The following is a 26,526-nucleotide window of genomic DNA, read 5'->3' as shown; positions in this document are numbered from 1 at the left end:
GGGTCGCGCGCCGAGTCGTGCTCAGGCGCGCCCTCCCGCCTTGACTGGAAGCGTTCTACTCCCCGGCTACCCCCCTCGCTCTGACTATTGTCAAAGGCTTCGGGCCGCACCGTCGTGCCGCAATGCGGAAAAACCGCCGTCGATCTCACATCGATGTTGCGCCCGGCGAGGGTCGCGTTGGCACGACGAGCGCATCACGGTGGTCGTCATGGTCGCATCCCGGTCCCGGAAACCCGCTTGCGACAGGACTTTCCCCTCGTCGATCCGAGCTTCACGCGGCGCGACGACGACGCGGTCCGACCCGCTGCAGTGCGGCATCGACGATCCGCGGCCCCGCGCCGGCCGCAAACCAGTCATGTGAAATATCAACTGATGGGGAAGCTGGCCGGCACGCTGATATGTCGCATCCGGTCGCGCGGATGTCGGACGGCGGACCGTCGGCCACCGGCGTCGCCCGAATCGTCGCCCCGGCGAACGCGGCTCGGGGGTTCTGCGGCGTCGCACGGGCGCGTCCGCGGGCAGCGCCGATCATAGCCCGGCGCTATCGATCCCATAGGCACTCGGCATTTCAGTTCGAGGCTCTCCGCCGCGATATTCGCATCACCGGCTTCGAGACGAAGCCCCCGCGAATACCGAAGGAGATCGACATGACCCGCAAGACCCTCGCCCTCGCCGCCCTCGTCGCCGCCACGCTGGTGTCGGCCCAGAGCATCGTGAACGCCGCGCCCTATGGCGACCAGGGCAGCCGCTACGTCGAGACCGGCCACGGCGCCGTCGAGACCGGCTCCGACCAGGCCAAGGGCGGCATCCGCTGACCCGCATCACCCCCGAACACACATTCGATCAGACTGACAGGAGAACCCCCATGAACACGCTCAAGATCGCGCTCGTCGCCCTCGCCACCCTCGTCTCGGCCCAGAGCATCGTGAATGCCGCGCCGTATGGCGACCAGGGCAGCCGCTACGTCGAGACCGGCCACGGCGCCGTCGAGACCGGCGAGGACCGCGCCAAGGGCGGCATCCGCTGACGCCCGTCACCCCCGAACGAGCCAATCATCAGACTGACAGGAGAACCCCCATGAACACCCTCAAGATCGCGCTCGTCGCCCTCGCCACCCTCGCCTCGGCCCAGAGCATCGTGAACGCCGCGCCCTATGGCGACCAGGGCAGCCGCTACGTCGAGACCGGCCACGGCGCCGTCGAGACCGGCTCCGACCAGGCCAAGGGCGGCATCCGCTGAGCCGCAGAGCAGAGACGGGGGCCGGTGCGCGCCGGCCCCTCGTCTGCCGGCCTCGCGTCGGCGATCCGATTGCCCCGCATCGGGGGCGTGTTATAGATCGGCCGTCGCCCCGGGCGTCGGTCCGCAAAACCCGTCCGCGGCGATCCCGCGCGCGACGCGGTGGATGTCAGTCGAGGCCTCCCATGTCCGATCCGGACCGGTCCGCTTACGAATGCTGCCGCGATATGGAGGCGCCGCTGTGCGACCGCCTCGGCGCGCTCGACGCGAGCTACCGGGAGACGATCCCGGCGCTGCACGAGGTGACCGACCGCCTGGTCGCGCGCCTGCGCGAGAGCGGCGTCGGCGCCACGGCCCCGCAGGTCGGCGACCTGATGCCGGACTTCCTGCTGCCCGACGCGAACGGACGGCTGGTCGGTCTCGACGATCTGCTGGAGACCGGCCCGGTGGCGCTGGCGTTCCACCGCGGCCACTGGTGCTCGTATTGCCGGCTGAGCGTCGACGCGCTGGCGAAGGCGCGCGCGGCCGCCGACTCGGCCGGGCTTCACATGGTGGCCATCGTGCCGGACCTGCAGGAGTTCGCGCAGAGCTTCGCGGCGGACGCGCGCGGCGCCCTCCCGGTGCTGTGCGACGTCGACAATGGGCTCGCCGCCAGCCTCGATCTGGTCGTCTGGATGGGCGACGAGATGCTCGACCTGACAAAGAAGGCCGGCATTGACCTGCCCCGCTACCAGGGCAACGACTCGTGGTCGCTGCCGATCCCCGCGACCTTCGTGGTCGGCCGCGACCGGCGGATCCTGGCGCGCTTCGTCGATCCGGACTATCGCAAACGGATGTCGATCGAGGCCATGCTCGCCGCCGTCAAACCGACGGCCTGATCGGCATCGCGGCGGATCTGATTCGGTAGCGTGCCCCGCCGAGGCGGCGCCGCTCACGCCAGCAGGCGCTTCCAATTGCAGGCGCGCAGCATCTTCATCGCGGCGGTCGCGGCCGGCGAGCGCTCGCGGCCGGCGACGCCGTAGAGATAGATGGTCCGCTCCAGCTCGAAGCCGGCGAGCGGCGCCCGCACCACGCTGGCGCCCGACAGCGCGCTCGCCGGCGCGACCGCGACGCCGAGATCGGCCTCGAGGAAACGAACGAGATCGCGCTCGCTGTGCAGCTCGTGCGCCCGGTCGACGTCGATGTCGGCCTTGCGCAGCAGCTCGGCGATGCGGCCGGCGTGCTCGCAATAGACGCGCGTGAGAAGCCGTTCCTCGCGCAGATCCTCCGGCTCGACGACGGCGTGATTGGCGAGCCGGCTGTCGGCGCCGAGCAGCAGCTCGAATCGCTCCGAGAACAGCGGCCAGTGATCGAACCGGTCCCAGCTGGTGTCGATCGCCGCGATCATGCCGAGTTCGGTCGTCCCGTCCTTCAGCAGGCGCGTGACGTCGGCGGCCGAGCCGCGCATCAGCCTGAGGTCGAGCCCGCGGAAATGCCGCCCGAGTTCCTGCAGATGGGGCACCAGGAGACTGCCGTCGATGCTCTCCGACAGCGCGATCCGCAGCGTGCCGGCCTCGCCCTTCTTCATCGAGGAGGCGAGCGCGCGGGCCGAGCGCGCGGCGTCGTCGCATTGTTGCATGAAGGGCAGCATCCGCTGGCCGAGCTCGGTCAGCAGCGCCTGCGGCCGCTCGCGCCGGAACAGGTCGCCACCGAATTCGGCTTCGAGCTGCTGGATGGCGCGCGTGAGCGAGGGCTGCGAGACGTTGCACTCGCTCGCCGCCTGCGTGAAGTTGCGCGTCCTGGCGAGCGCCAGGAAATAGCGCACCTGATGCATTTCCATCCGGGCACCGAGCCGACGGTCTTCTTACGTCGGCGATCTTAAAAGGCAGGCAACGGGCGCATCGCTGCGCCGAGTCCGCGTCGTGCGGACTCCACGCGTGCGAGATTTAGGCCATGCGCCTCGCAGGTCAAGGGCACCGGCACGACGGCCACCGACCCCGGCGCGCGCCACGCTCGTCTCCATAGCACGACGCTATCGATCCCATAGGCACTCGGCATTTCAGTTCGGTCCTCGCCGCCGCGATATTCGCATCACCGGCTTCGAGACGAAGCCACCGCGGAATCCAAAGGAGACCCCCATGACCCGCAAGACCCTCGCCCTCGCCGCCCTCGTCGCCGCCACCCTGACCTCGGCCCAGAGCATCGTGAACGCCGCGCCCTACGGCGACCAGGGCAGCCGCTACGTGGAAACCGGCCACGGCGCCGTCGAGACCGGCAGCGACCAGGCCAAGGGCGGCATCCGCTGACGCCCGTCACCCCCGAACCAGCCATTCATCAGACTGACAGGAGAACCCCCATGAACACCCTCAAGATCGCGCTCGTCGCTCTCGCCACCCTCGCCTCGGCCCAGAGCATCGTGAACGCCGCGCCCTACGGCGACCAGGGCAGCCGCTACGTCGAGACCGGCCACGGCGCCGTCGAGACCGGCAGCGACCAGGCCAAGGGCAACATTCGCTGACGATCGGCGGAGAACGGCCGGCCCCGGCGGGGCCGACCGTTCCACCCGAGCGCGGAGGTGCATCATGAATCGACTGGGCTTTGCGATCGCCGTCGTCCTCGCGGTCGCCACGACGGGACTCACGACGGGCGTCACCGGCGCGGCGGCCGCGCCGTTCGGATCCGACCAACCGCCGAGTCTCGGCACCGCATCGAGCGATGCGCGGCATGCCGGTCCGCGCGGGCCGTTCACGGCACGCTCGGGGCCCGGCTTCACGGCCGATGTCGTGTGTCGCGACGCGACCTTGCTCGACACGATTCCGCCCGGACGCGGGCGCCTGTTCGAGTGCCAGCCGGACGGCTCGCCGGCGACGCACGTGCCGCACTGAACACCGTCGCGGTGTTCGACATTCAGCGCCGCTTGTTCAGGCCGGCCGCGTCGAGCGCGCGCTTGATCGTGTCCTCGACGAACTTCTGAACACCCGGCTTCTGCACACCCGGGCGCGACCGCGGCGGATCCGCGGCGCGGCCGGGATGCGGAGGCACGGCCCTGTCGGACGTCGGCGCCACCTTCGGCGACTCGACGCGGGACGCCTCGACGTGAGGCTTCGGACGCTCGACGGCGAACAGATTGACGATCGTGCGCCGCGTCTGCGTCAGCCCGAAGAACCGGGCGATGTGATAAGATGACGAGATCCCGACCTCGATCAGATACTCGCCCGGCACGCCGTAGCTGGTGTCGTCGTCGCCGCCGGCGACCGGGGCGCCGTGCGCCATCAGCGGGATGATGTAGCTCTCGATCACGTCGCGTCCCGTGGCGTCGGTCCACACGTGGCGCGGATAGCCGTCGACCGTCTCGGTGCGACTCGGGCGCGTGGAGAGGCCGTGCACGTCGGTCCACTGCTTGAGGAGTTCCTCGGCGTTCTTCGGCTTGACCACCGTGTCGGCGCCGCCGTGCCAGACCGAGACGCGCGGCCACGGTCCGCGATGCGGCGAGGCGGCGCGCACCAGATCGCCCCACTCGCGCGGCTCCCGCACCTTCACCCGGAACATGCTCTCCAGCGCCTGGCGCATGCCGGTCGCGCTCTTGTAGGGCAGGCCGGCGACGATCGCGCCGGCGGCGAAGACCTCCGGATAGGTCGCGAGCATCACGGCCGTCATGGCGCCGCCCGCCGACAGGCCGGTGACGAAGATCTGCTTCGGATCGACGGCGTGATCCTCGGCCATCTTGCGGATCATCTGGCGGATCGAGGCGGCCTCGCCCTGGCCGCGCGTGGCGTCGTGCTCGCGGAACCAGTTGAAGCAGGTCTTCGGATTGTTCGCCTCGGTCTGCTCGGGGAACACCAGCAGGAAGCCGTAGCGGTCGGCGAGCGTCGACCAGCCGGCGCCGAGATCGTAGCTCGCCGCCGTCTGGGTGCAGCCGTGCAGCACGACGACGAGGCTCTTGTTCGGCTTCTTCGGGACGTACTTGTACATCCGAAGCCCGCCCGGATCGGGTCCGAAATCGGGCACCGCGACGAGCCGGCTCGGCACGTCCGGCCGCTCGCGCGACGAGACGGCGCCCGGCATCATGCGCAGGAACGCCTCCCACTGCTTCCGCTGGCGCTCCAGCGCCGCGATGGTCGTCTGCAGACCTGGCACTCGTGACTCTCCTCGAACGCGCGCGATCGAGCACGCATGGGACCGAGACATAACGCGCCCGGTCGCGCTGCGATGCACAATTTCCTTGAACAATGTGTTGATGCGCGATCGCGGCCGTCCTAAGGCGTCGCATTCTGCGGCGTGATAACGTGAAAGTGACGGCGAATGGACCTCGGACTCGTCGGAAAAGTTGCAATCGTCACGGGTGCGAGCCGCGGCATCGGCCGCGCCGTCGCGCTACGGCTCGCCGCGGAGGGCATGGACGTGGCGCTCGTCGCCCGCGACGCCGACGCGCTCGACACGGTGCGTCGTGACATCGACGCGCTCGGGCGCGAGTGCGTCGCCTGGGCGGCGGATCTGCGCGAACCGAACGCCGCGACCGAGATCGTCGCCAAGACCAGCGGGGCGCTCGGCCGGCTCGACGTGCTCGTCAACAGCGCCGGCGCGACGAAGCGCGGCGACTTTCTCACGCTGACCGACGCGGACTGGGCCGACAGCTTCGCGCTGAAGTTCTTCGGCACGATGCGAATGACGCGGGCGGCGTGGCCGCTCCTGCAGGCGGCGGGCGGATCCGTGATCACGATCGCCGGCACGGGTGGGCGCACCGGCGACGCGGAGTTCGCGATCGGCGGCAGCGTCAACGCGGCACTCGGCCTGCTCACCAAGGCGCTGGCCGATCGCGGCATCGCAGACGGTGTGCGCGTCAACACCATCAATCCCGGCATCATCGAGACCGAGCGCTTTCTTGCGCGCCTGCGCCGCGTGATGGAGGAGACCGGCGTGTCGGAAGCGCAGGCGCGCGAGAGAATGCTGGCGGAGCATCGCATCGCCCGCTTCGGCCGTCCCGAGGAGGTCGCCGATCTGGTCGCCGTGATGGCGTCGCCGCGCTTCGGCCATCTCGACGGCGCGATCGTCGATCTCGACGGCGGCGAGACAAGGACGGTGTGAGCCGGACGACGTGACACGCCGGGAATCCGGGACTCGTCATGGCCGGGCTCGTCGCGGCCATCCACGGTCTTGGTGCGGTGCCGCCCGGAAGACGTGGATGGCCGCGACAAGCGCGGCCATGACGATGCCAGAGTTCGCGGTGGCGTTCGGCCCGCCTCGCTTCACCTCTCCTCGTACGCGGACAAGTCCGTGATGGTCGGCGTCTCGCCGGTCAGCGGATTGCCCGGGTCCCAGGCGTAGCGCAGCGTCTCGAAGCGCAGGCTGCGGCCGTCGACCATCAGGAGACGGCCGACCAGGCCCTCGCCGAAGCCGACGATCTCGCGCGCCACCTCGACGGCCATCAGCGAGCCGATCACGCCCGTGAAGGCGCCCAGAATCCCGGCCTCGGCGCAGGCCGGCACGGTGCCGGGAGGCGGCGGCTCCGGGAACAGGCAGCGATAGGTCGGGTTCGGCGTGCCGTCGGACCCGCGCTCGTGCGGCCGCAGCGTCGTGATGGTGCCGTCGAAGATGCCGACCGCCCCGGTGACCAGCGGCGTCTTTGCGAGGCAGCAGGCGTCCGAGACCAGGTAGCGAGTGCCGAAGTTGTCGGAGCCGTCGACGACCAGATCGTAGCGGCCGATCAGGTCGAGCGCATTCGTCGCGCCGATGCGAGTCCGGTGCCGCTCGACCGTCACGTTCGGGTTGAGCCGGCCGATCACGTCGGCGGCGCTGTCGACCTTCGGCCGGCCGAGATCGGGCGTCGCATGGATCACCTGGCGCTGCAGGTTGGAGAGCGACACCACGTCGTCGTCGACGATGCCGAGCGTGCCGACGCCGGCGGCGGCCAGATAGAGCAGCAGCGGCGCGCCGAGCCCGCCGGCCCCGACCACCAGCACCCGGGCGGCCTTCAGCGCCGCCTGGCCGGGGCCGCCGACCTCGTGCAGCACGATGTGGCGGGCATAGCGCTCGAGCTCGTCGGGGGTCAGCATCGTGGCACCTTTCTCCCCTCGCCCGGTTTGGCTAGGGTCGCCGCGCTCTACCACGTTCGGGAGGCCGGAATGAACCGTGTCGCGCCGCTCCTTCTCGCCGCCCTGCTCGCCGGCACCGCGCCGGCGGCGGCGCAGGCCCCCGGCCCGGCCGCCCCGCCGGCGCGAAAGTCCGCGGCCGCGGCCGCGCCGAAACCGCCGTCCAAGCCCGTGACGGTGCCGGCCTGGGCCGGCGTTGCCGAGGCGGAGCGCATCGCCGTGCAGTCGGACCTGATCTGGACCGGCGACTACAACGGCGTGATCGGGCCGGAGTTCGGCGAGCGCGCCTTCGCCGCCGTGAAGGCCTTCCAGAAGCGCTACGGTTACAAGGAGACCGGCACGCTCGAGCCGGCCGAGCGCACCCGGCTCGCTGCCGCCGCGCAGGCCGCGCAGGCGCATGTCGGCTGGACGATGCGCGACGACCGCGCAAGCGGCGTGCGGCTCGGGCTGCCGGCCGGCCTCGCCCCCAAGGCGAGCCCGGCGGCGGGTGGCAACGGCACGCATTGGCAGTCCGGCAAGGGCGAGGTGCAGGTCGACACGTTCCGCATCAGCGGGCCGGACGTGTCGCTGTCACGCGCCTTCGAGCAGCAGAAGAAGGAGCCGAAGACCCGCAAAGCCGACTACGCCGTGATGAAGGGCGACTTCTTCGTCGTCTCGGGCTTTCAGGGGCTGAAGAAGTTCTACGTGCGGGCGCACGGCCGCGGCACCGAGGTGCGCGGCATGGCACTCTTCTACGACCAGAGCCTGGAGGGCACGCTCGATCCGGTGGCGGTCGCCATGTCGAGCGCCTTCGTGCCGTTCCCGGAAAGCATAGCCGGCGTGCCGGCGCCGCGCCGGCGGGTGGAGTATGCCAGCGCCGTCGTGGTCGGCCCGTCCGGCGACCTCGTCAGCGAGGCGCGGGCGCTGGAGCAATGCCGCAGCGTCCAGGTGGCGGGCCGCGGCTATGCCGAGATCCGGGCGACCGGCGACGGGCTCGCGCTGCTGCGCCTCTACGGCGCGGCGGGGCTCGTTCCGCTGCCGCTCGGTGGTGGGTCCGCGGGCGACGTCACGCTGGTCGGGATTTCCGATCCGGACCGCCAGGACGGCGGCGCCGCGGTGTCGACGCTGGCGGCCCGGAGCGGTCCGGGCGGCACGCTTTCGGTCGCCCCCCCGATGGGCTTTTCGGGAGCGGCTGCAGTCGATGCGGGTGGCCGGATGGTGGGTGTGGTAAGCGCCATGCCGACCCAGGTGGCCGGCCCGGGCGCCGGCGGCGCCGGGCTGATCACGGCGGACGCGGTCCGGCGGCTCCTGGAGGCGAACGGCATCACGCCGGCGACGTCGGCGGCCGCCGACCCGAAGGCCGCCGACCCGAAAGCAGCGGTGCTGCGGGTGATCTGCGTGCGGGATTAGCGTCTCTGTCATTCCGGGGCGCGGACCGTCAGGTCCGCGAGCCCGGAATCCATATCCTCGGTGTCCGTGGCTCACGACAGGCAGGGCGTATGGGTCCCGGGCTCGGCGCTTGCGCGCCGCCCCGGGACGACCAAGTCGATCGACTTCGCCTACTCGGCCGCCTCGGTGATGTTGTCGCGCGGCGGCTTGTGGTGCGGCTGGTTGAAGTGCGGCTTGCGCTTCTCCAGGAACGCCGCCATGCCCTCGCGCTGGCCGTCGGTGCCGAACAGCGCATGGAAGGCGCGGCGCTCGAAGCGCAGGCCCTCGGCGAGCGGCAGCTCGTGGGCGCGCTGGACCAGCTCCTTGGCCGTCATCGCGGTCGGCAGCGACATCGCGGCGATCGTCTCGGCCGCCTGCATGGCCACCGTCATCAGGTCCGCCAGCGGCACCACCCGCGAGACCAGCCCGCAGCGCTCGGCCTCCTCGGCGTCCATCATGCGGCCGGTCAGCACCAGATCCATCGCCTTGGCCTTGCCGACGGCGCGCGTCAGGCGCTGGGTGCCGCCGAGGCCGGGCACGATGCCGAGCGTGATCTCGGGCTGACCAAACTTCGCATTGTCGGCCGCGATGACCAGGTCGCACTGCATGGCCAGCTCGCACCCGCCGCCGAGCGCGAAGCCGGCGACCGCCGCGATGGTCGGCTTGCGCGAGCGCGCCGGGCTGTCCCAGTTCGCCATGTAGTTCGAGCTGAAATTGTCGATGAAGGAGCGCGGCGCCATCTCCTTGATGTCGGCGCCCGCCGCGAAGGCGCGCTCGGTGCCGGTGATGACGACGCAGCCGATCTCCTCGTCCTTGTCGAACGCCGCGAACGCCGCCCTCAGTTCTTCCGCCAGGGTCGAGTTCAGCGCGTTCAGCGCCTTCGGCCGGTTCAGCCGGATGACGCCCACGCGCCCCACGGTTTCGACGATCAGGGTCTCGTAGGTCATGGTTCACATCCTTTTTGGACCGAGCCGGGGGGGGCTCGGGCGCCATGTCGAAGCGCGTCGCGGGGGTTCTGCAGCCGCGCGAGGGGCGAAGAGGGAGGAACTAGCCCGAACGTGCTGCATTGCAGCAGGGGTAACGCACCAGACCATCGCAGGCAATCACGATTCGCTTAAGATCGTGTGATCGTGAGGGTTCCGCGAGGCGTCGCAAAGCACAAAAAAGATGCTGCAGCGCATAACCGGGTCGGCGATTTGGCGGACCTCGCGTATCCGCGCGGCGAATACTTGGTAACCGTACCTATGTCGCGTTTCGTCGCCCTGGTCGAGCAATTCAACCAGAACGGGCGCGTGCAGGGCCGAGCGAGCGCGCACAGCCGGGCGGGCGATCTCCACGCCCGGCACTGGCCGGCGTGCGACCGAAGCCGTCGAAAGGGCGGATGAGACGTGCTACAGGCGGCCCGTTCAAAGGTGCCGGGGAGCTCATGTCCGCCGTTTCCGTTACCGCCGTCGGCAAGGATGCCCGCGCCGACGTGCTCGTCTCGTCCTACGACCGCGCCGGCTACGCCCGCGTCGAGCCGGCCGTCCTGCAGCCGGCCGAGCCGTTCCTGGCGCTGTCCGGCGAGGACATCCGTCGCCGCATGTACCTGATCCCGGACGCCGGCGGCGACGACCTGTGCCTGCGCCCCGACCTGACGATCCCGGTGGCGCTCGACTATCTGGCCTCGCCGCAGGCCGGCCGGCCGGCGCGGTTCAGCTATCTCGGGCCGGTGTTCCGCCAGCGCCCCGGCGCGTCCGGCGAATTCTGGCAGGCCGGCATCGAATCCTTCGGCGGCGCCGACAAGACCGCGGCCGACGCCGAGGCGATGGCGCTGGCCCTGGAGGCGACCGACCTCTACGGCCTGACCGCGCCAGACATCCGCATGGGCGACGTCGGCCTGTTCGCGGCGCTGATCGCGGCGCTCGATCTCGCGCCGGTATGGCGCCGCCGGCTCGCCAAGGACTTCAACCGCAAGACCGTGCTGGCCGAGGACCTGCATCGCCTCGCCGTCACGGGCCACAACGGGACGCCCGAGTACCAGGGTGTGCTCGCGGCGCTGTCCAACGCCGACCCGAAGGCGGCCCGCGCGCTCGTCGCCGACCTCCTGTCGATCGCCGGCATCACCACGGTCGGCGGCCGCTCGGTCGCCGAGATCGCGGCGCGCTTCCTGGAGCAGGCCGAGCTCGGTGCCGGCGCGGCGCTGCCGGCCGAGACCGGACAGATCATCGAGAACTTCTTCGCCGTCGCGGGCGACCCGGCGACTGCGGCCGCGGCGCTGCGCCGCTTCGCGGCCGACGTCGGCCTCGACCTCGGCGCCGTGCTCGATACCTTCGAGGCGCGCAACGCGCTGCTCGCGGAAAAGGGCATCGACACCGGCCGCATCCGCTTCGCGACCTCGTTCGGCCGCGGCCTCGACTACTACACGGGTGTCGTCTTCGAGCTGCACGACCCGCACGGCCGCGTCGAGGGCCAGCTCGTCGCCGGCGGCCGCTACGACGGCCTTTTCGCACGCCTCGGCGGCGGCGCCGACGCATCCGGGCATGCCGACGCGATCCCGGCGGTCGGCTTCTCGGTGTGGATCGAGCGGCTGGTCGCGCTCGGCGCGGCGTCGCCGCAATCCGGTTCGGGAGTTGCGCGATGAGCGCCTTCGTCATCGCCGTGCCGGCCAAGGGCCGGCTGCAGGAGAACGCCGAGAGCTATTTCGCCCGCGCCGGGCTGAAGCTCGTGAAGCCGCGCGGCGCCCGCGAGTATCGCGGCACGGTCGCCGGCCTGCCCGAGATCGAGGTGGCGTTCCTCTCGGCGTCCGAGATCGCCCAGCAGCTCAGCCAGGGCGCCGTGCATTTCGGCATCACGGGCGAGGATCTGATCCGCGAGTCGATCCCGCACGCGGACGACAAGGTCGTGCTGCTGCACGGGCTCGGCTTCGGCTACGCGACCGTGGTGGTGGCGGTGCCGCAGGCCTGGATCGACGTGCGCAGCATGGCCGATCTCGACGACGTCGCGACCGCGTTCCGGCTGGAGAACGATCGCCGCATGCGGGTCGCGACCAAGTACGTGAACCTGACGCGCGCCTTCTTCGCCCAGCACGGCATCATCGACTACCGCATCGTCGAGAGCGCCGGCGCGACCGAAGGAGCGCCGGCGGCCGGCACGGCCGAGCTGATCGTCGACATCACCACCACGGGCACGACGCTCGCCGCCAACGCGCTGAAGATCGTCGAGGACGGCATCATGCTGCGCTCGCAGGCGAACCTCGTCGCGGCGCGGCGCGCCGACTGGACGCCGGCGGCGCGCGAGATCGCCCGCGTGATGCTCGACCGCATCGCCGCCACCGATCGCGCCGCGAGCTTCCGCGAGATGCGCACCCGCTTTCCCGCCTGCGACGAGACCCTGCTGAGCGAGGCGCGGGCGAAGTTCGGCGTCGAGACGCCGTTCGGCGGCCCGACCTCGTCCGGCATGCTGACGCTGCACTGCCCGCCCGACCAGGTCCATGCGCTGGCCACCTTCCTGCGCGCCCACGGCGCGGCGAGCGTCGTGGTCGGCCCGCTCGACTACGTCTTCGCCTGCGAAAACCCGCTGTTCGACCGGCTCGAGGCGGCGCTGTAGGGCGGGGGCGATGGGTTGACAGGGGGCGACGCGGAGACCACCTTCGTTGCATGGTTGAAGCGCGACACGAACGCACCGAGACGCTCGACCTGCGGCTGAGCGAGTCGGCCAAGCAGACCCTGCAGGCTGCGGCGACGGCGGCCCGAAAATCGCTCGGCGACTTCGTGCTCGAAACGGCGCTGCGGGAAGCCGAAGCGCGGCTCCCCGACAGGACCGTCTTTCACGTCGACACGGTCCGCTGGGAGGCGCTCGTCGCCGCCCTCGACGCGCCGCCACGCCGGCACCCCCGTCTCGAACGCCTGTTCAGAGAGCCGTCGGTCTTCGATCCCAAACCGTGACGGAGCCGCTCCGCATCGAGTCGTTGCGGCGGAGCCATTCCGTCGACGGTTTTGCTTGCGGACAGCCGGACCTCGATCGCTTTCTCGTCCGCCACGCCCTGCAGGCCCAGCAGGCGAACGCGTCGCGGACCTATGTGGCGCTCGCCGGCGACGCCGTGGTCGGCTTCTACACGCTCGTGGTCGGCGAGGTGCGCCACGACGAAGCGCCGGAGCGCATCGCGAAAGGCATGCCGCGACACCCGATCCCGCTTCTCGTCCTGGCTCGCCTCGCCGTTCACCTCGATTGGCAGAACCGCAAGATCGGCGCCGGCCTGCTCCTCGACGCGCTCGGCCGAACGCTCCAGGTCGCCGACATCGCCGGCGTGCGGGCCCTCGCCGTGCATGCCAAGGACGAGCGGGCCGCCGCGTTCTACGGTCACTTCGGCTTCGTGCCGTCGCCGACCGATCCGCGCCACCTGTTCCTGCTGATCAAGGACATTCGCGCGACGGCGGGGCCGGCCTGAGCGTCCGACTCACGGCGTCCGCGAGCCAGCCTCCCCCGGGCCGCGTCGCTTTCGGAACACCACGAAATGCGACATCGTGAAGTTGACCACGAAGCTCACCAGGATGGCGCAGCCCTTGGCGAGCCACACCGGCGCGACCTGGGCGACCAGCACCAGCGTCGCCGTGTTGGCGATCGCGCCGAGCACGCCCGAGGCCGCGAAGGCGCCGTAGTCGCGCAGCCGCAGCGTGCGCCCGGACTCCTCGGCGAAGGTGAAGGTGGAGTTGAGCACGTAGGACCCGGTGACGCCGACCACCCAGCCCATCAGGTTGGCGGCGATCAGCATCAGGTCGTCGGGGTCGCCGCAGCCGCACAGGCCGGCGGCCGTCTCGAAGGCGCGCACGCTCGCGGCCGCCGATTGCAGCCCCATGAGCGCGACGAAGAAGACGCTCGCGTCGACCGCGGTGTTGACGAGGCCGACCACGGCGAAGCTCGCCGCCTTGCGGAGCATGCCGGCGCGCCGGCGCACCCCGGGAACGGCCCGTGGAAACAGGGCTTCGATCCGGCTCGTGTCCATCGTCTCTCCGCCCGTTCCCTGCACGCCTGCCGGCGCCGCGCCGTCGGCCGTGTCGATACACGCGGCATCGATGCACGCGACACCGATTCACGCGACGCCACGCCTTCGCCGCACCGGGCCGGCAGGCTCGATCGGCGACGGCCGCGCGACAGCACCGGTCGCATCGTCTATAAGGCGCGCCGACGCAACCCCGAAAACAGCAACCCGAACCCAGCGCCGACACCATCCCATGGACAATGACGGGCCGATGACCCCGGGTGAGCCGGCATTGCGGCAGGACGCGGGCGGCGGCAGCCTCGACGCCATCCCCTCCGACACCACCGCGCTCCGGTCGACCGACGCGGCGGAGCGCGCCGCCGCCGGCCTGTCGATCGTCATGCCGGTCTACAACGAGGCGGGCGGGCTCGCCGCCCTGCACACGCGCCTCGTCGGCGTCGCCCGCGCCCTGAAGGCGCGCTGGGGCCTCGCCTGCGAGGTCGTCTATGTCGACGACGGCAGCCGCGACCGCTCGCTCGCCGTCGCCTCCGCGCTGCCGGCCGACGGCATCGACGTGCAGGTGATCGCGCTGTCGCGCAACTTCGGCAAGGAGGCGGCGCTGCTCGCCGGGCTCGAGCACGCCCGCCGCGGCGCCGTGCTGTTCATGGATTCGGACGGCCAGCACCCGCCCGCCATGGTCGAGCGCCTCGCCGGGCACTGGATCGACGACGGCTTCGACGTGATCTACACGGCCAAGGCGCACCGCAAGACGGAGTCGGTTCTGCGCCGCTCGTTCGGCCGCGCCTTCTACACGCTGATCAACTGGGGCTCCCGGCACAAGATCCCCGCGGACGCCGGCGACTTCCGTCTGCTGTCGCCGCGCGCCGCGGCGGCGCTGAGGCAGCTCCCGGAGCGCAACCGCTTCTTCAAGGGGCTGGCGAGCTGGATCGGCTTCCGCCAGCTGCGCATCGACTACGAGCCGGCGGCGCGCGAGCACGGCGCGTCGAGCTGGAACTTCGGCGCGCTGCTCGGCCTGTCGATCGAGGGCCTCACGGCGTTCTCGGTGGCGCCCCTGCGCATCGCCAGCCTGCTCGGCCTGCTGCTCGCCGCGACGGCGCTGCTGTTCGGCATCTACATCCTGGTCGAGGTGCTGGTGTTCGGCACCGACGTGCCCGGCTATCCGTCGCTGGTCGTCGGCCTGATGGTGCTGGGCGGCGTGCAGCTCGTAATGATCGGCGTGATGGGCGAGTACATCGCCAAGATCCTGTCCGAGACCAAGGGCCGCCCCGTCTACTTCGTCGCCGAGCACAGCGTGAAGCGCGCTGATCAGGACGCCGCGACCGCGACGCCGGCCGCTGCTTCGACGGCCGACCATCGGGAGCACTCCGCGTGACCGCCGCCCCGCAGCGCCGCCTGATCCTGTGCGCCGACGATTTCGGCCTCGCCCCCGGCGTCGACGACGCCATCCTCGACCTGATCGGCCGCGGTCGCCTCAACGCGACGAGCGTGATGGTGCTGCCGCCGACCTTCTCGCCGGCCGAGGCGAAGCGGCTCGCCGACGTGGCGGAAGGCCGCGCCCAGATCGGACTCCACCTCACCCTGACGGCGCCGTTCAAGCCGCTCACCTTCGGCTACGCGCCGCTGGCGCGCGACGGCAGCTTCCTGCCGGTCGGCAAGCTGCTCGCCGCCTCGTTCGTGACGCCGTTCGATCGCGACGGCGTGACGCGCGAGATCACGGCGCAGCTCGAGGCCTTCATGCGCGCCTTCGGCCGGCCGCCCGATTATGTCGACGGGCACCAGCACGTCCATCTGCTGCCGGGCGTGCGCGAGGCGCTGCTCGACGTCGTGCCGCGAACCGCGCCGGGCGCCTGGGTGCGCCAATGCGGCCAGGTGACGGCGACGCTGAAGCGGCTCGGCGATCCCAAGAGCCTGCTGCTCGACCGGATGAGCGGCGCCTTCCGGCGCCTCGCGGCGGATCGCGGCGTGACGACCAACCCGGCCTTCGCCGGCACCTACACGTTCAAGCCGGAGGTCGACTACGCCGCCCTGTTTCCGGCCTTCCTGAAGGATCTCCCGGACGGCAGCGTGGTGATGTGCCACCCGGGCCGCGTCGACGGCGAGCTGAAGCGCCTCGACCCGCTCACCGGCCTGCGCGCGGCCGAGTACGCCTATCTGGGCGGCGACGCTTTTCCGAAGGTGCTGGCGGCGGCCGGATTCACGCTGTCCTGAAGCCGCTGATCGTCGATCTCCGTCATTCCGGGGCGCGGCAAAGCCGCGAACCCGGACTCCAGCCCCGAGGCCGGTGGATGTGGCTGGAGTCCGGGTCGCAGTCGCTGCCGCGATCGCGCCCGGAACGACCGGCGGAGGGGGGTGCGGCAGGCTGCCACGGCCCCTCCCCCATCACCATTCCGCCGCCGAGACGACCCCCCATATAGGGGGCGCGCGCCGCGCGGTCGGTCGACCGCCGCCGGGCGCGCCATCGCCGGCCCGGCCGGGACGGCCCATCAGGAGACCACGATGACTCCGCAGGAACAGAAGCTCGTCGCCGACCTGTTCGAGCGTCTCGCCACCCTCGAGCGGGAGCCGCGCGACGCCGACGCCGAGCGCGCCATCCGCGAGGGCCTCGCCCGCGCCCCGAACGCGCTCTATGCGCTCGTGCAGACGACGCTCCTCCAGGACGAGGCGCTGCGCCAGGCCCAGGCCCGCATCGACGCGCTGGAGGCGGAGCTCGCTCCGCCCCCGCCGCAGCAGCAGGGCGGATTTCTCGACAATCTGCGCAGCGCCGTGTTCGGCGGCGGCAGCCCGCAGGGCGGGCCCGGCCAGGGCCGCGGCTCGGTGCCGTCGGTCCGCGCCGGCGAGCCCGGCGGCGATCCGCGCTGGGGCGCCGGTGCAGGGGGCGCGCCGATGGGCGGCGGCGCGCCGATGGGCGCGCCGGGCGGCTTCGGACAGGGCCAGTTTGGCGGGCCGGGCTTCGGCAATCAGGGCTTCGGCAATCAGGGCGCCCCGCCGCAGGCCGGCGCGTTCGGCGGGCGCGGCGGCTCGTTCCTCGGCACCGCGGCCGCGGCCGCGGCCGGCGTCATCGGCGGCTCGCTCCTGATGGACAGCCTGCGCGGCATGGGCCACGCCGCGGGCGGCGGCGCGGCGGGCGGCAGCCAGGCGGCGCTCGACAGCGGCAGCGGCGGCGGCTCGCCCTGGGGCGGCAGTGGCGCGTCGGGTGGCGACCTGTCGCGCGACGCCGGTCTCGGCGACATCGGCGGCCGCGGCGGTGGCGACGGCGGCGCCACCCGGCAGGCGGGTGCCTTCGAAGACCCGAGCGGCTGGGACGAGGCCGACGACGGCTACGATGTCGGCTCGGGCGATTTCGGCGGCGACGACTCCGACTTCGCCTGACGCAGACCGTGACGACGGCCGCGCCGGCCGGCCGTCACCGGCCCTGCACCTTGACGAGCTCCCGCTCGGCGAGCGGGAGCCACTTGGCCTGATCGGCGGACAGCTTCCGCTGCGCCGCCTGCTCGCGCAGCGTCGCCACCACGGCGCGGAACCGCTCGACCGGCTGATCGCCGGCGCTGGCGAGTCTCCATTGCAGCACGGCGAGCTCCCAGCGTGCCGCCGCGTTGCCGGGCTCGGCCGCGACGAGCGCCTCGGTGCCGGCCAACGCCGCCCGCCAGCTCGCCACCGCCTCCGACGCCTTCCCGGCCGCGGCCAGCGCGTCGCCGATCTTGCTCTGCGCCACCACGACGTCGCGGCGCGCCGCAGGGCCGGGCTGGTCGGCGGCGAGCCGCTCGCGCGCCGCCAGCGCGGTGCGGTAGGCGGCGAGCGCCTGATCGGGCATCCCCTTGGCCAGCAGCACGTCGCCGATGCGCTCCTGCGACACCGGCAGGTCGCGCGGCCAGCGCGAGCCGCGCGGATCCTCGCCGGCGAGCTTCTCACGCAGCACCAGGCTGGCCCGATAGGCGGCGAGCGCGTCGTCGAAGGCGCGCTGGCTCCTGAGCACGTCGCCGATGCGCTCGTAGGAGACCGACAAGCCGCGCCGCGCCGCGGCGTCCGCCCGATCGGCGACCGCGAGCTGCAGGGCGAGGCCGGCCCGGTAGCTCCCGAGCGCGTCCTCGGCCGCGCCCTGGGCGAGCTGGACGTCGCCGATCTTGTTGTAGAGGACGGCGAGGCTCTGCTGCCAGTCGGGCCCGTCGCCCGGATCGACGGCGGACAGCCGTAGCGACAGCGCCGTGCGAAACCCCTTCAGCGCCTCGTCCGGAGCGCCGCGGGCGAGCAGCACGTCGGCGATGCGCTCGTAGGCGAGCGACAGATCGCGCCGCGCCGCCGGGCTCGTCGGATCGAGCGCCAGCAGCGTCTCGCGGATCGCATGGGCGGCCCGGAAGCTCTTCAGCGCGTCGTCGACGAGGCCCTTGGCGAGCAGCGCATCCCCGAGCGCCGTCGTGGCGCGCGACAGATCGCGCTGCCGCTCGGCGCTCGCCGGATCGGCGCCGGCGAGCCGCTCGGCGGCGGCGACGCCGGCCCGCGCGTTCGTCAGGGCGCGATCGGCGTCGCCTTCGGCGAGACGCAGCCGGGCGGCGTCGAGCGAGGCGGCGACGATCTCGCGCTGCACCGGCACGTCCATGCCGGCCGGGAAGACGAGGCCGTCGAGCAGCGCCTCGGCCGACGCGGTGCGGCGGCGCGCCGGATCGGCGAGGCCGAGCGCCGCGAGCCGCTGCTCGAAGGCGAGCAGCATCACGGCCCGGCGCAGTTTTTCACGCGGCTCTTCGCTTTTGGCGGCGAGGTCGCCCAGAACCCTCTCGGCCGACTCGGCGAAGGACGCCACGACGCGCGGCGGGACACCGAGGCGGTCGGCCGCGTCGATCATCCGCACGCTCGCGGCCGTGCCGGTCGAAAGCGTCGCGTCGAGCAGCGCCGGATCGTTCGGCAGCACGACCTTCCAGGTCGCCACGCCGGCCCCGACGACGAGCGCCAGCACGGCCGCGGTCGCGAGCCAGCGGCGCCGCCGCCGGCGGCCGCGCATCGCCCGCTCGGCCGGCCCGCGATACTCCTCGAACGACAGCGAGAGCAGCGCCGCGGCGAGCCGGGCGATCACCTCGGCGCGCGGCGCCGCGCCGATCCGGGCATCGATCACCAGCGGCGCCATCGCGGTCTCGTCCTCGTCGCCGATCGCGCCGTCGACCGTCAGCCGGCGGCGCAGCGCCGGCGGGGCGAGATCACGGATGTCGGTCTCCAGAACGCCGCCGACCAGCACGGCAATGACCCGGTCGCCGCGGCCGAGTCCCTTGAAGCGCCGCACCGCCTCGTTCACGCCGGCGTCGGCCGCGGCGGCCGGCGAGCACAGCACGACGAGGAAGCGCGCGTCGATCAGGGCCGCGACCATCTCGTCCGGCAGAACCGTCGGGGCCGCCAAGTTCGCGGCGGTGGCGGCGGCAGATGCCGGGGGTGTCGGGGGGGCCGGTGACGCCGGCCCGGCGGGGGTGACGGGGGCGCCCACCGATGCATCGGCAGGCGTCGTTTCGGCCGGCGTCGTTTCGGCCGGCTTCGCGTCCGCCGTCGTCGGGGTCGTCGCGGGCGCGGGACCGACGACCGGCGTGACCGGGGCGGCATCCGGCGCCGATGCGGCGGGTGCAACGGGGCCGACGGCCGGCGGCGGCGCCGAGAATCGCACGAGCGGGCCGATGGTCTTCGGCACCGGACCGTGCGGCGTGTCGCGGCCGACCAGCGCCCACGGCACCCGCAGGTCCGACAGGCCGCCCTCGATCGCCTTGCCCCAGGCCTCGTCGGCCGGCGCATGCACCAGGAACGCACGGTACTTCGGGTGGACAGCCTGTCCCACGATCCCCTCCCCCGGTGACTTCGACGACGCGGCGCCCGCTGCGACGCAACCGCCGCCTCGGCTCGGGCGCGACCGTAGGGCCATGACTTCGGCGTCGGTATGTCGCTGCCGCGCCCCGCCGGACGCAGGAACGCGCCCGATTCGCGCAATGTCGAATCGGACGCGCCCCGCGCCAGTAAATCAACAGGGTGGACGGATGATCGTGACGGTGCGGGCAGTCCCTCCGGGGTGAGTGCCGTCCGGCGGACGGCACGGAAGAGCTTTCACTTCACGTCGCGGCGTCGGGGGGCTGCCCTTCGCCGGTCGCACGGAACTTCAGAGGACGACGACCTTGCTGCCGACCTTCACCCGCTCGTAGAGGTCCATGACGTCCTCGTTGCGCATGCGGATGCAGCCGGACGACACCTGGGTGCCGATCGTCCAGGGCTCGTTGGAGCCGTGGATGCGATAGAGCGTGTCGCCGAGATAGAGGGCGCGGGCGCCGAGCGGGTTCTCCGGGCCGCCGGGCATGAAGCTCGGCAGACCCGGCTGCCGGCGCAGCATCTCCTCGGGCGGCCGCCAGTCCGGCCATTCCTTCTTGCCCGTGATGGTGTGGGCGCCGGCCCAGGTGAAGCCCGGACGGCCGACGCCGACGCCGTAGCGCATCGCCCGGCCGTTGCCCTGGACGAGGTACAGATAGAAATTCCGGGTATCGACCACGATCGTGCCGGGCGCCTCGTCGCCGTCATAGGCGACCACCTGCGGCCGGAAGCGCGGATCGACGGCGGTGCGGCTGAACTCGCTCGGGTCGATGCCGGCGTAACGTCCGCCGCCATACTGGGTCGGATCCTGCGCCTGGCCCCCGCGGGCATGCGGCGCGGCGACGTCGCCGCCCGAAAAGATCGCCTCGATGAAGCCGCCGCCGAGGCCGCCGCGCCGCACCGGCGCCTGCTGGGCGGTCTGCGGCACCATGTAGACGCGTCCGGAGACGGTGTGAGGGCCCGACACGTAGGTCTGGGCGAGGGCCGGCGGTCCCGACAGCGCGGTCGCGGCCAGGAGGCAAAGAAGAACGCGGGACATGACGGGGCTCTGCACTCGTTACGCGATGAACGGTTCGGACACCAAGTCGTGGTGCATTTCGAGTAAAAGCCCGAAATGGCGACCAAGTCGTAAAAACGAGCCGGCCCCGATTTACTGTAACGGTATGATCGATGGAATTCGAACGACTATGGTGTCGGAACCGTAAACACGGAATTTTCGTGGTTAATGAAACATGAAGCGCGCCGAAACGTGGTAAATACATCGTAACCGCGCTTCGGGCGCGGGCCGCGCGGCGCTGCGCCACGACGACACCAGGGCCGAGAACTCACCGGAAACGTGCACATCCGTCGCGTGAACCGGTCGTTAAAGAATGGTCCGGTAGAACGGTAAAGAACGCCTCGAATTACCGAAGCCTCCATGCAAACGCGCAAACTCTTTCGCATCGAGCAGGTCCGCCCCGTCGAAGAGATCGCGTTAGGTCTCATCGGATCGGCGGACGAGGTCGTCATGCCCGCCTCGGCGAACGACGCGGACGCCGCGTTGCGCCACCTCGAGGTGATCACCGAGATCCGCGGCGTGCGCGCCCTGATCGAGGGCCGCGCCACCGAGGCGCAGCAGACGCTCGAGAAGTTCCAGGCGCAGTTCAACGAGTTCCACAAGCTCAAGGCCGAGCTCGACGTGATCAGCGACGCGATCGTCGAGACCAAGCGCGAGCTGGCGACCATCCACGTCACCGGCTTCAACGGCCACGAGATGTCGCGGGTGGCGAACGAGCTCGACGCCGTCGTCGACGACACCGAGCGGGCCACCGAGGCGATCCTGGGCGCCGTCGAGGACATCGACAGCCGCGCCGACACGCTCGCCAATGCGCTCACCGACGAGACCCAGAAGGCGACGGCGCGTGAAATCCAGGACTGCGTGATCCGCATCTTCGAGTCCTGCAATTTCCAGGATCTCACCGGCCAGCGGATCAGCAAGGTGGTGGCAGCCCTCAAGTTCATCGAGGAGCACATCCGCCGCATGGAAGAGATCTGGGGCGGCATCGAGTCCTTCGGCGAATACGTGCCCGAGGTGGCGGCGCCCGAGGTCTCGGAGGAGGACAAGCTCCTCAACGGCCCCAAGCTCGAGGGCGACGCGGGCCACGTCTCCCAGAACGACATCGACGCGCTGTTCGACTGAGCCGGCTCGACCGGGCCGGTTCGACCGAGCCTGTGCGACCGAGCCTGTGCGACCCGGCGACCGCCTGGCGGAGTGGCCCGGCGCCTCGTCGCCTGCGATCTCCCGTGATCCCCTGCGATCTCCTGTGATCCCTTAGCACGCGGACGCCTCGCCGGCCGGGCGCGTTCGTGGTACCCGTGGATGAAAGGATCGGCCGTCACAACGATCCATCACACGGGAGGAAGTCCATGAACGCTCGCCGGCGTGCTCTCGCCCTGTTGCCTCGCGTCCTGTTGCCTCGCGTCCTGTTGCCTCGCGTCCCGTCTTTCCGCGTGCTGTCGTCTCGTCTGCTGGTGTCCGGCCTCGCCGGAGCCGTTCTTCTCGCAATCGCAGCATCACCGAGCGGGCCGGCCGCGGCGCAGGACTATCCGGCACGGCCGGTGCGCATGATCGTGCCGTTCGGCGCCGGCGGCCCGGCCGACGTGTTCGCCCGCGCGCTGGCGCAGCATCTCTCCGAGACGACGAAGCAGTCCTTCGTGGTGGAGAACCGGCCCGGCGCCGGCGCCATCATCGGCACCGACATGGTCGCGAAGTCGCCGGCCGACGGTTACACGCTGCTCGTGATGTCGAACACCCACACGACGAACGAGTCGCTGATCCCCAACAAGCCGTTCGAGCTGATGCGGGACTTCGTCGCGGTGGCGCCGATCAACTCGTCCGACCTGCTGATGGTGGTGAACAACGCCGTGCCGGCCAAGACGCTCGCCGAGTTCATCGCGCTCGCCAAGCAGAAGCCCGGCGGCCTGAACTACGCCTCGTCGGGGCCGGGCACGCCGTATCACATGGCCGGAGAGCTGTTCAAGGCGATGAGCGGCACCGACATCGTGCATGTGCCGCACAAGGCGTCGGGCGAGGCCCGCAACGCCGTGATGGGCGGCCATGTGCAGATGATGTTCGACGCCATCACGACGATGCGCAGCAACGCCGAGGCCGGCCAGGTGCGCGCGCTCGCCACCACCGGAACGACGCGCTCGGCCCTAATGCCGAACGTGCCGACCGTCGCGGAGGCCGGCGTGCCGGGCTACGAGGCGACCATCTGGCTCGGCGTGATGGCGCCGGCCGGCACCCCCGCCGCGATCGTCGACCAGCTCAACGGCGCGATCCGGGCCGTGATCGCCAGGCCCGAGATCCGCGAGGCGTGGAGCCGCCAGGGCGCCGTGCCGATGGACATGGACCCGAAGGCGTTCGACGCCTATCTGCGCGCCGACATCGAGAAGTGGGCCAAGATCGTCAAGCTCGCCGGCCTCGGCGCCAAGACGGAGTAGCTGCGAAGGAGTGAAGAGAGGACGTGATCACTTTGCTTCGTTGAAGCCGACCTGATCACGTCGTCTGTTGGTGGCTGCGCGGGTCGCTCTCATCGCTGACGTGATCGTGCGTGGCTCACCCCCCTCCCTGTCCCTCCCCCACAAGGGGGGAGGGAACGCAGGAGGCGCGGCCACGGAGCCCCGGGAAAGCGATATCAGTTCGGTGGTGCGACCAGATGGGCGGGGCCCGCCACAGCCTGCTCCCTCCCCCCTTGTGGGGGAGGGATGGGGAGGGGGTGAGCCAAGCCCGTCGACAGTCGTGACGCGACGAAGAGGGGGTGAGCCAAGCCCGATGATGGTCGTGAGGCGCCGGGGCGCCGAAACACCCCCGTCACATCACCTCGCTCCGCCCTATCCCACCCTCTTCATCATCGGCGTGTCGGCGCCGGACGAGAGGCGCTCGGCGATCGCGGCCGGGACGGCGGTGGGCAGCACCGGCACGTAGCCGCGCTCGGCGAAGAAGGCGGCCTCGCCGCCGGCCGCCACCCACAGGGCGCGGCAGCCGAGCGCGACGGTCTCGCCCTCCAGCGCCTCGGCGATGGCGCCGCCGAGACCGCGATGGCGCAGCATCGGCAGGGTGACGATGCGCAGGAGCCCGTCGTCGCCGTGCACCTCGATGCCGCCGAAGCCGACCGGGACGTCGTTCTCCTCGAAGCGCCAGAAGTACCGTCCGGGCGCCGCGACGTCGTCGTGCGGCAGGCCGGCGCCCTTGAGCGCGGTCTTCAGCCCGTCGCGCTCGAACGGGGCGAGCGGCAACCAGAGGAGCTTGGGGTGCCCGGCATTCATGCGGGCCTCGTGGTCATGCAGGGTGGCGGATCAGCGGGCGGCGGCGGGAGCGGGACGCGGGGCGCGCGCCGTGGTGCCCTCGGCGCCGCAGCGCACCAGGATCATGGTGCCGTAGCGGCCGGCGACCTCCGGATCGACCCATTTGAGGATCAGCACGCGGCCGTCGAACGACACCACCTCGCGGTCGTCGGCATCGGGGGCGGCCGGGCTCGGGCCGATATAGCTCTTCCCGTCCGGTCCCGCCTTGAGCAGCATGTCCTGCACCTGCGGGCTGTCGTGGCCGAGCATCGACACGCCGGTCGAGGAGCGATTGATGACGAAGGGCAGCTTGCACTGGCCGCGCGCCGCCGCCTCGGTACGGGCGCGGTCCTCGGGCCGGTGATAGGCGGCGATGCCCCAGCGGCCGACGATCTCGTCCGGCCGGATGCTGGACGGCGGCGCCGCCGCCACCGGGGCGGGGCCGGGCTCCGGCGCCGACCCGCCGCCCGAGAACGACGGCAGCGTGCTCGCGCAGCCCGCGAGCGACGTCAGCGCGGCGGCGGCCGTCAATACGCGCGCGGCGCCCCGGAACGAACCCAGCATGACGATCTCCGACATCGATGCCCCACTCTGATCGGCGGAAGGGCTTGACGCAAGTGTGATTCATACCTCCGCCGCCGTCGCCGACCGGCCGTGCCGGCGCGCCCGCGAGCGTCGGGTTCGCGGAAGAACGCCCTCACCATGACGGCCCGAGATGGGCGTTTCGATGACCGCCGTCGGCTCCGATCGGCGTCCGGCTCCGGTGGCGGAGAACCAAGCTCGGTCCGGCGGCGGGATGGTCGCCGGCGACATCGGCCGAGATCGACGAGGTGAGCAGAACGATGTCGCCCGCCGCCGGTTGGCCCGGTGTCGGTTCCGCGCCTCGCGCACGGATGACGCCGGCCGGGCCCGGTGTCGGGACCGAACCCAACCAGAACACCTCCGGGAGACCTCGATGAAACGCATTCTTCTCGCGACGACCGTCCTCGCCCTGTCGCTGCCGGCCTATGCGCAGCAGCCCTCGCAGGGTCAGCAGGGCCAGCAGCCGTCCGGCCAATGGCAACAGGGCCAGCAGAGCGGCAAGGGGTCGGGCTCGAGCGACAAGGGGAGCGCGCACGATTCCGGCCGGCAGTCGTCGATGGACGGCGCCGGGCAGACCGCCGAGCGGCAGCCGATCTCGGTCGACGGGCTCAGCAAGGACCAGATCAGCCGCCTCCAGCAGGCGCTGAACGACAAGGGCTTCAGCTCCGGCGAGGTCGACGGCGTGTGGGGGCCGGACACCCGCTCGGCGCTGCAGAACTTCAAGCGCGACAAGGGCTATGCGTCCGCCGACGACCAGCTCGACCGGCGCGCGCTGTCGGATCTCGGCCTCGACATGGCCGAGTTCGGCGGCGATGCCGGGCAGGGCCAGTCGATGGGCACCACCGGGGCGGGCGGCTCGTCGACGGGCGGCGGTCCGACCTCGCAGGGCGGCCAGAGCGGCACCTCCGGGGAGAGCGGCTCGGGGATGAGCGGCGGCGCCTCCGGGTCCGATGCGTCCGGCTCGGGCGCGAGCGGTTCGGACGCGAGCGGCTCGGGCGCGAGCGGCTCCGGGACGGGCGGCTCCGGGATGTCCGGATCGGATACGGGCGGCTCGGGGTCCGGCAGCCGGTAACCGGATCGACGAGCACCCCCGTCGGGGCCGGTCCCCGACGCGCGAAGGCCGCGGCTCCGCCGCGGCCTTTTTTCTTTCTCGCTCGGCCGCCCTGTCGCACCGATCCCGGCCGTTCCGAAGAACGCCTTCCACGGCCGTATCCGGGGCAGTGGTTTCCGGGCCGGTCTGATGGTGCGCGTCGCCCCCCCGCGGCGGGCGTTCTCTCACTCGCCCGATCGGGTTGAGTTTTTCGCCGACCGTCGAGATCGAGCCGCTTCCACTGCCCGAGCCGGTGCGGGTGAGCGACCCGGATACGCTGGTGCCGCAGGACCATCCTGCGCGCTCGTCCCATCAGGTCATCGTCGAGTGACCGATCCGCGGGCAAGTCGTCCGCGGGTTGCCTGCCCGCGGCGGCCCGGCTAAGACGACGCCTGCGCCCTCGCGGGCCCGCCGGTCGCCGTCTCGCGACCGGCCCGGCGCATTAACCGCGCCGGCAGCCGCAACGCCCCGGCCTCGGTTTGGTTCCGGCCGGCGCCTTGACAGCCCGGAGCCGCCTCCCTATCTCCGGGCCGGGTCTGGCACTCGCGACACCGGAGTGCCAGCCGACAATCCCGAGTTTGCCAACGAAACCCCAGCCACCCGAGGTGGCGACGAGGATAGACAGTCCATGGCGAAGACCACGTTCCGCCCGCTGCACGATCGCGTCGTCGTGAAGCGCATCGAGGCCGAAGAGAAGACCGCCGGCGGCATCATCATCCCGGACACCGCCAAGGAGAAGCCGAGCCAGGGCGAGATCATCGCCGTCGGCCCGGGCGGCCGCGACGAGGCCGGCAAGCTGGTCCCGCTCGACCTCAAGGTCGGCGACCGCGTCCTGTTCGGCAAGTGGTCGGGCACCGAGGTGAAGCTCGACGGCGAGGACCTCCTGATCATGAAGGAGTCCGACATCATGGGCGTGATCGGCTGATCACCACGCCTTCCCGCCGGCCGCGCGGGGCGCGCGAGCGCGCTGCCCCCACGGCCCGGCGTTCCCCCGACTGACCCCAATT

At 71.6% G+C, this 26,526-nt stretch carries 30 protein-coding genes; 21 read left to right on the top strand and 9 right to left on the bottom strand.

The window, feature by feature from the left end; translation table 11 throughout:
- Positions 1-647: 647 nt before the first annotated feature.
- The 4 genes from ABTU92_RS16385 (at position 648) to ABTU92_RS16370 (ending at position 2,114) form a co-directional block, all read left to right on the top strand.
- Positions 648-815, top strand: a complete 168-nt coding sequence (locus ABTU92_RS16385; RefSeq protein ID WP_170145822.1) for a hypothetical protein — start codon at positions 648-650, stop codon at positions 813-815.
- Positions 816-865: 50 nt separating this feature from the next.
- Positions 866-1,027: a hypothetical protein gene (locus tag ABTU92_RS16380; RefSeq protein ID WP_408092471.1), complete on the top strand. Its 162-nt coding sequence runs from the start codon at positions 866-868 to the stop codon at positions 1,025-1,027.
- 50 nt (positions 1,028-1,077) lie between these two features.
- Entirely contained in the window at positions 1,078-1,239 is a 162-nt protein-coding gene (locus ABTU92_RS16375; protein ID WP_201159338.1) for a hypothetical protein, read from the top strand.
- 182 nt (positions 1,240-1,421) lie between these two features.
- Complete coding sequence (locus tag ABTU92_RS16370) at positions 1,422-2,114, top strand: peroxiredoxin-like family protein (RefSeq protein ID WP_408092469.1); 693 nt, start codon at positions 1,422-1,424, stop codon at positions 2,112-2,114.
- 53 nt (positions 2,115-2,167) lie between these two features.
- On the opposite strand, the gene ABTU92_RS16365 is transcribed toward ABTU92_RS16370, so the two are convergent.
- Positions 2,168-3,055: a LysR family transcriptional regulator gene (locus tag ABTU92_RS16365; protein WP_408092467.1), complete on the bottom strand. Its 888-nt coding sequence runs from the start codon at positions 3,053-3,055 to the stop codon at positions 2,168-2,170.
- Between the two features lie 298 nt (positions 3,056-3,353).
- Between ABTU92_RS16365 and ABTU92_RS16360 the strand changes: the two genes are divergently transcribed.
- The 3 genes from ABTU92_RS16360 (at position 3,354) to ABTU92_RS16350 (ending at position 4,100) form a co-directional block, all read left to right on the top strand.
- Entirely contained in the window at positions 3,354-3,521 is a 168-nt protein-coding gene (locus tag ABTU92_RS16360) for a hypothetical protein (RefSeq protein ID WP_408092465.1), read from the top strand.
- 50 nt (positions 3,522-3,571) lie between these two features.
- On the top strand, positions 3,572-3,733 hold the full coding sequence (locus tag ABTU92_RS16355; protein ID WP_408092463.1) for a hypothetical protein: 162 nt from the start codon (positions 3,572-3,574) through the stop codon (positions 3,731-3,733).
- A gap of 64 nt (positions 3,734-3,797) precedes the next feature.
- Positions 3,798-4,100, top strand: a complete 303-nt coding sequence (locus ABTU92_RS16350; RefSeq protein WP_408092461.1) for a hypothetical protein — start codon at positions 3,798-3,800, stop codon at positions 4,098-4,100.
- A 22-nt stretch (positions 4,101-4,122) separates the two neighbouring features.
- Here the strand turns inward: ABTU92_RS16350 and ABTU92_RS16345 are convergent, their stop codons facing one another.
- Positions 4,123-5,352 (bottom strand): alpha/beta hydrolase family esterase, encoded by a 1,230-nt coding sequence (locus ABTU92_RS16345; RefSeq protein ID WP_408092459.1) that lies wholly within the window; start codon positions 5,350-5,352, stop codon positions 4,123-4,125.
- Positions 5,353-5,517: 165 nt separating this feature from the next.
- Between ABTU92_RS16345 and ABTU92_RS16340 the strand changes: the two genes are divergently transcribed.
- Positions 5,518-6,300 carry an SDR family oxidoreductase gene (locus ABTU92_RS16340; protein ID WP_408092457.1) on the top strand — a complete coding sequence of 261 codons (783 nt, stop codon included), beginning with the start codon at positions 5,518-5,520 and terminating at the stop codon, positions 6,298-6,300.
- A 161-nt stretch (positions 6,301-6,461) separates the two neighbouring features.
- Here ABTU92_RS16340 and ABTU92_RS16335 read toward each other — a convergent pair whose 3' ends face one another.
- Positions 6,462-7,268 (bottom strand): HesA/MoeB/ThiF family protein, encoded by an 807-nt coding sequence (locus tag ABTU92_RS16335; RefSeq protein WP_408092455.1) that lies wholly within the window; start codon positions 7,266-7,268, stop codon positions 6,462-6,464.
- Positions 7,269-7,337: 69 nt separating this feature from the next.
- Here ABTU92_RS16335 and ABTU92_RS16330 point away from each other — a divergent pair, with 69 nt between their 5' ends.
- The gene (locus ABTU92_RS16330; RefSeq protein ID WP_408092453.1) at positions 7,338-8,693 is read left to right on the top strand and encodes a peptidoglycan-binding domain-containing protein; all 1,356 of its coding nucleotides are present in this window, start codon (positions 7,338-7,340) and stop codon (positions 8,691-8,693) included.
- Between the two features lie 149 nt (positions 8,694-8,842).
- Here the strand turns inward: ABTU92_RS16330 and ABTU92_RS16325 are convergent, their stop codons facing one another.
- The gene (locus ABTU92_RS16325) at positions 8,843-9,658 is read right to left on the bottom strand and encodes an enoyl-CoA hydratase (RefSeq protein ID WP_408092451.1); all 816 of its coding nucleotides are present in this window, start codon (positions 9,656-9,658) and stop codon (positions 8,843-8,845) included.
- 479 nt (positions 9,659-10,137) lie between these two features.
- Between ABTU92_RS16325 and ABTU92_RS16320 the strand changes: the two genes are divergently transcribed.
- From ABTU92_RS16320 to ABTU92_RS16305, 4 genes are read left to right on the top strand one after another with little or no spacing between them, the layout of a single operon-like run.
- Entirely contained in the window at positions 10,138-11,334 is a 1,197-nt protein-coding gene (locus ABTU92_RS16320) for an ATP phosphoribosyltransferase regulatory subunit (RefSeq protein WP_408092449.1), read from the top strand.
- Positions 11,331-12,299: an ATP phosphoribosyltransferase gene (gene hisG, locus ABTU92_RS16315; RefSeq protein WP_408092447.1), complete on the top strand. Its 969-nt coding sequence runs from the start codon at positions 11,331-11,333 to the stop codon at positions 12,297-12,299. Before ABTU92_RS16320 ends, hisG begins: the two co-directional genes overlap by 4 nt.
- Before the next feature lie 50 nt (positions 12,300-12,349).
- Positions 12,350-12,637 carry a DUF1778 domain-containing protein gene (locus tag ABTU92_RS16310; protein WP_408092445.1) on the top strand — a complete coding sequence of 96 codons (288 nt, stop codon included), beginning with the start codon at positions 12,350-12,352 and terminating at the stop codon, positions 12,635-12,637.
- Complete coding sequence (locus tag ABTU92_RS16305) at positions 12,634-13,140, top strand: GNAT family N-acetyltransferase (RefSeq protein WP_408092443.1); 507 nt, start codon at positions 12,634-12,636, stop codon at positions 13,138-13,140. Before ABTU92_RS16310 ends, ABTU92_RS16305 begins: the two co-directional genes overlap by 4 nt.
- A gap of 9 nt (positions 13,141-13,149) precedes the next feature.
- Here ABTU92_RS16305 and ABTU92_RS16300 read toward each other — a convergent pair whose 3' ends face one another.
- On the bottom strand, positions 13,150-13,695 hold the full coding sequence (locus ABTU92_RS16300) for a GtrA family protein (RefSeq protein WP_408092441.1): 546 nt from the start codon (positions 13,693-13,695) through the stop codon (positions 13,150-13,152).
- A gap of 229 nt (positions 13,696-13,924) precedes the next feature.
- Here ABTU92_RS16300 and ABTU92_RS16295 point away from each other — a divergent pair, with 229 nt between their 5' ends.
- The 3 genes from ABTU92_RS16295 to ABTU92_RS16285 all read left to right on the top strand — a co-directional run bounded on the left by ABTU92_RS16295 (position 13,925) and on the right by ABTU92_RS16285 (position 17,061).
- Positions 13,925-15,064 carry a glycosyltransferase family 2 protein gene (locus ABTU92_RS16295; protein ID WP_408092439.1) on the top strand — a complete coding sequence of 380 codons (1,140 nt, stop codon included), beginning with the start codon at positions 13,925-13,927 and terminating at the stop codon, positions 15,062-15,064.
- Positions 15,061-15,900 (top strand): ChbG/HpnK family deacetylase, encoded by an 840-nt coding sequence (locus ABTU92_RS16290; RefSeq protein ID WP_408092437.1) that lies wholly within the window; start codon positions 15,061-15,063, stop codon positions 15,898-15,900. Before ABTU92_RS16295 ends, ABTU92_RS16290 begins: the two co-directional genes overlap by 4 nt.
- 288 nt (positions 15,901-16,188) lie before the next feature.
- Positions 16,189-17,061, top strand: a complete 873-nt coding sequence (locus ABTU92_RS16285) for a DUF2076 domain-containing protein (protein WP_408092435.1) — start codon at positions 16,189-16,191, stop codon at positions 17,059-17,061.
- 34 nt (positions 17,062-17,095) lie between these two features.
- Here the strand turns inward: ABTU92_RS16285 and ABTU92_RS16280 are convergent, their stop codons facing one another.
- Both ABTU92_RS16280 and ABTU92_RS16275 read right to left on the bottom strand, forming a co-directional pair.
- On the bottom strand, positions 17,096-19,501 hold the full coding sequence (locus ABTU92_RS16280; RefSeq protein WP_408092433.1) for a hypothetical protein: 2,406 nt from the start codon (positions 19,499-19,501) through the stop codon (positions 17,096-17,098).
- 315 nt (positions 19,502-19,816) lie between these two features.
- The gene (locus ABTU92_RS16275; protein WP_408092431.1) at positions 19,817-20,560 is read right to left on the bottom strand and encodes a L,D-transpeptidase; all 744 of its coding nucleotides are present in this window, start codon (positions 20,558-20,560) and stop codon (positions 19,817-19,819) included.
- Positions 20,561-21,028: 468 nt separating this feature from the next.
- Between ABTU92_RS16275 and ABTU92_RS16270 the strand changes: the two genes are divergently transcribed.
- Complete coding sequence (locus ABTU92_RS16270; RefSeq protein ID WP_408092429.1) at positions 21,029-21,700, top strand: chemotaxis protein; 672 nt, start codon at positions 21,029-21,031, stop codon at positions 21,698-21,700.
- Positions 21,701-22,014: 314 nt separating this feature from the next.
- Positions 22,015-23,004 carry a tripartite tricarboxylate transporter substrate binding protein gene (locus ABTU92_RS16265; RefSeq protein ID WP_408092519.1) on the top strand — a complete coding sequence of 330 codons (990 nt, stop codon included), beginning with the start codon at positions 22,015-22,017 and terminating at the stop codon, positions 23,002-23,004.
- 390 nt (positions 23,005-23,394) lie between these two features.
- Here the strand turns inward: ABTU92_RS16265 and ABTU92_RS16260 are convergent, their stop codons facing one another.
- Positions 23,395-23,829: a GNAT family N-acetyltransferase gene (locus tag ABTU92_RS16260; protein WP_408092427.1), complete on the bottom strand. Its 435-nt coding sequence runs from the start codon at positions 23,827-23,829 to the stop codon at positions 23,395-23,397.
- 30 nt (positions 23,830-23,859) lie between these two features.
- Positions 23,860-24,411: a hypothetical protein gene (locus tag ABTU92_RS16255; protein WP_408092425.1), complete on the bottom strand. Its 552-nt coding sequence runs from the start codon at positions 24,409-24,411 to the stop codon at positions 23,860-23,862.
- A 391-nt stretch (positions 24,412-24,802) separates the two neighbouring features.
- Between ABTU92_RS16255 and ABTU92_RS16250 the strand changes: the two genes are divergently transcribed.
- The 3 genes from ABTU92_RS16250 (at position 24,803) to groES (ending at position 26,444) form a co-directional block, all read left to right on the top strand.
- Entirely contained in the window at positions 24,803-25,501 is a 699-nt protein-coding gene (locus ABTU92_RS16250; RefSeq protein ID WP_408092423.1) for a peptidoglycan-binding domain-containing protein, read from the top strand.
- Positions 25,502-25,721: 220 nt separating this feature from the next.
- On the top strand, positions 25,722-25,850 hold the full coding sequence (locus ABTU92_RS16245) for a hypothetical protein (protein ID WP_408092421.1): 129 nt from the start codon (positions 25,722-25,724) through the stop codon (positions 25,848-25,850).
- A gap of 297 nt (positions 25,851-26,147) precedes the next feature.
- A complete protein-coding gene (groES, locus tag ABTU92_RS16240; RefSeq protein ID WP_111357443.1) occupies positions 26,148-26,444 on the top strand; it encodes a co-chaperone GroES in 297 nt (98 codons plus the stop codon).
- Positions 26,445-26,526 lie beyond the last annotated feature (82 nt).

It is taken from the genome of Rhodoplanes sp. SY1 (assembly GCF_046000175.1).
Classification (GTDB): Bacteria; Pseudomonadota; Alphaproteobacteria; order Rhizobiales; family Xanthobacteraceae; genus Rhodoplanes.
This window is presented reverse-complemented; position numbering and strand designations above follow the sequence as displayed.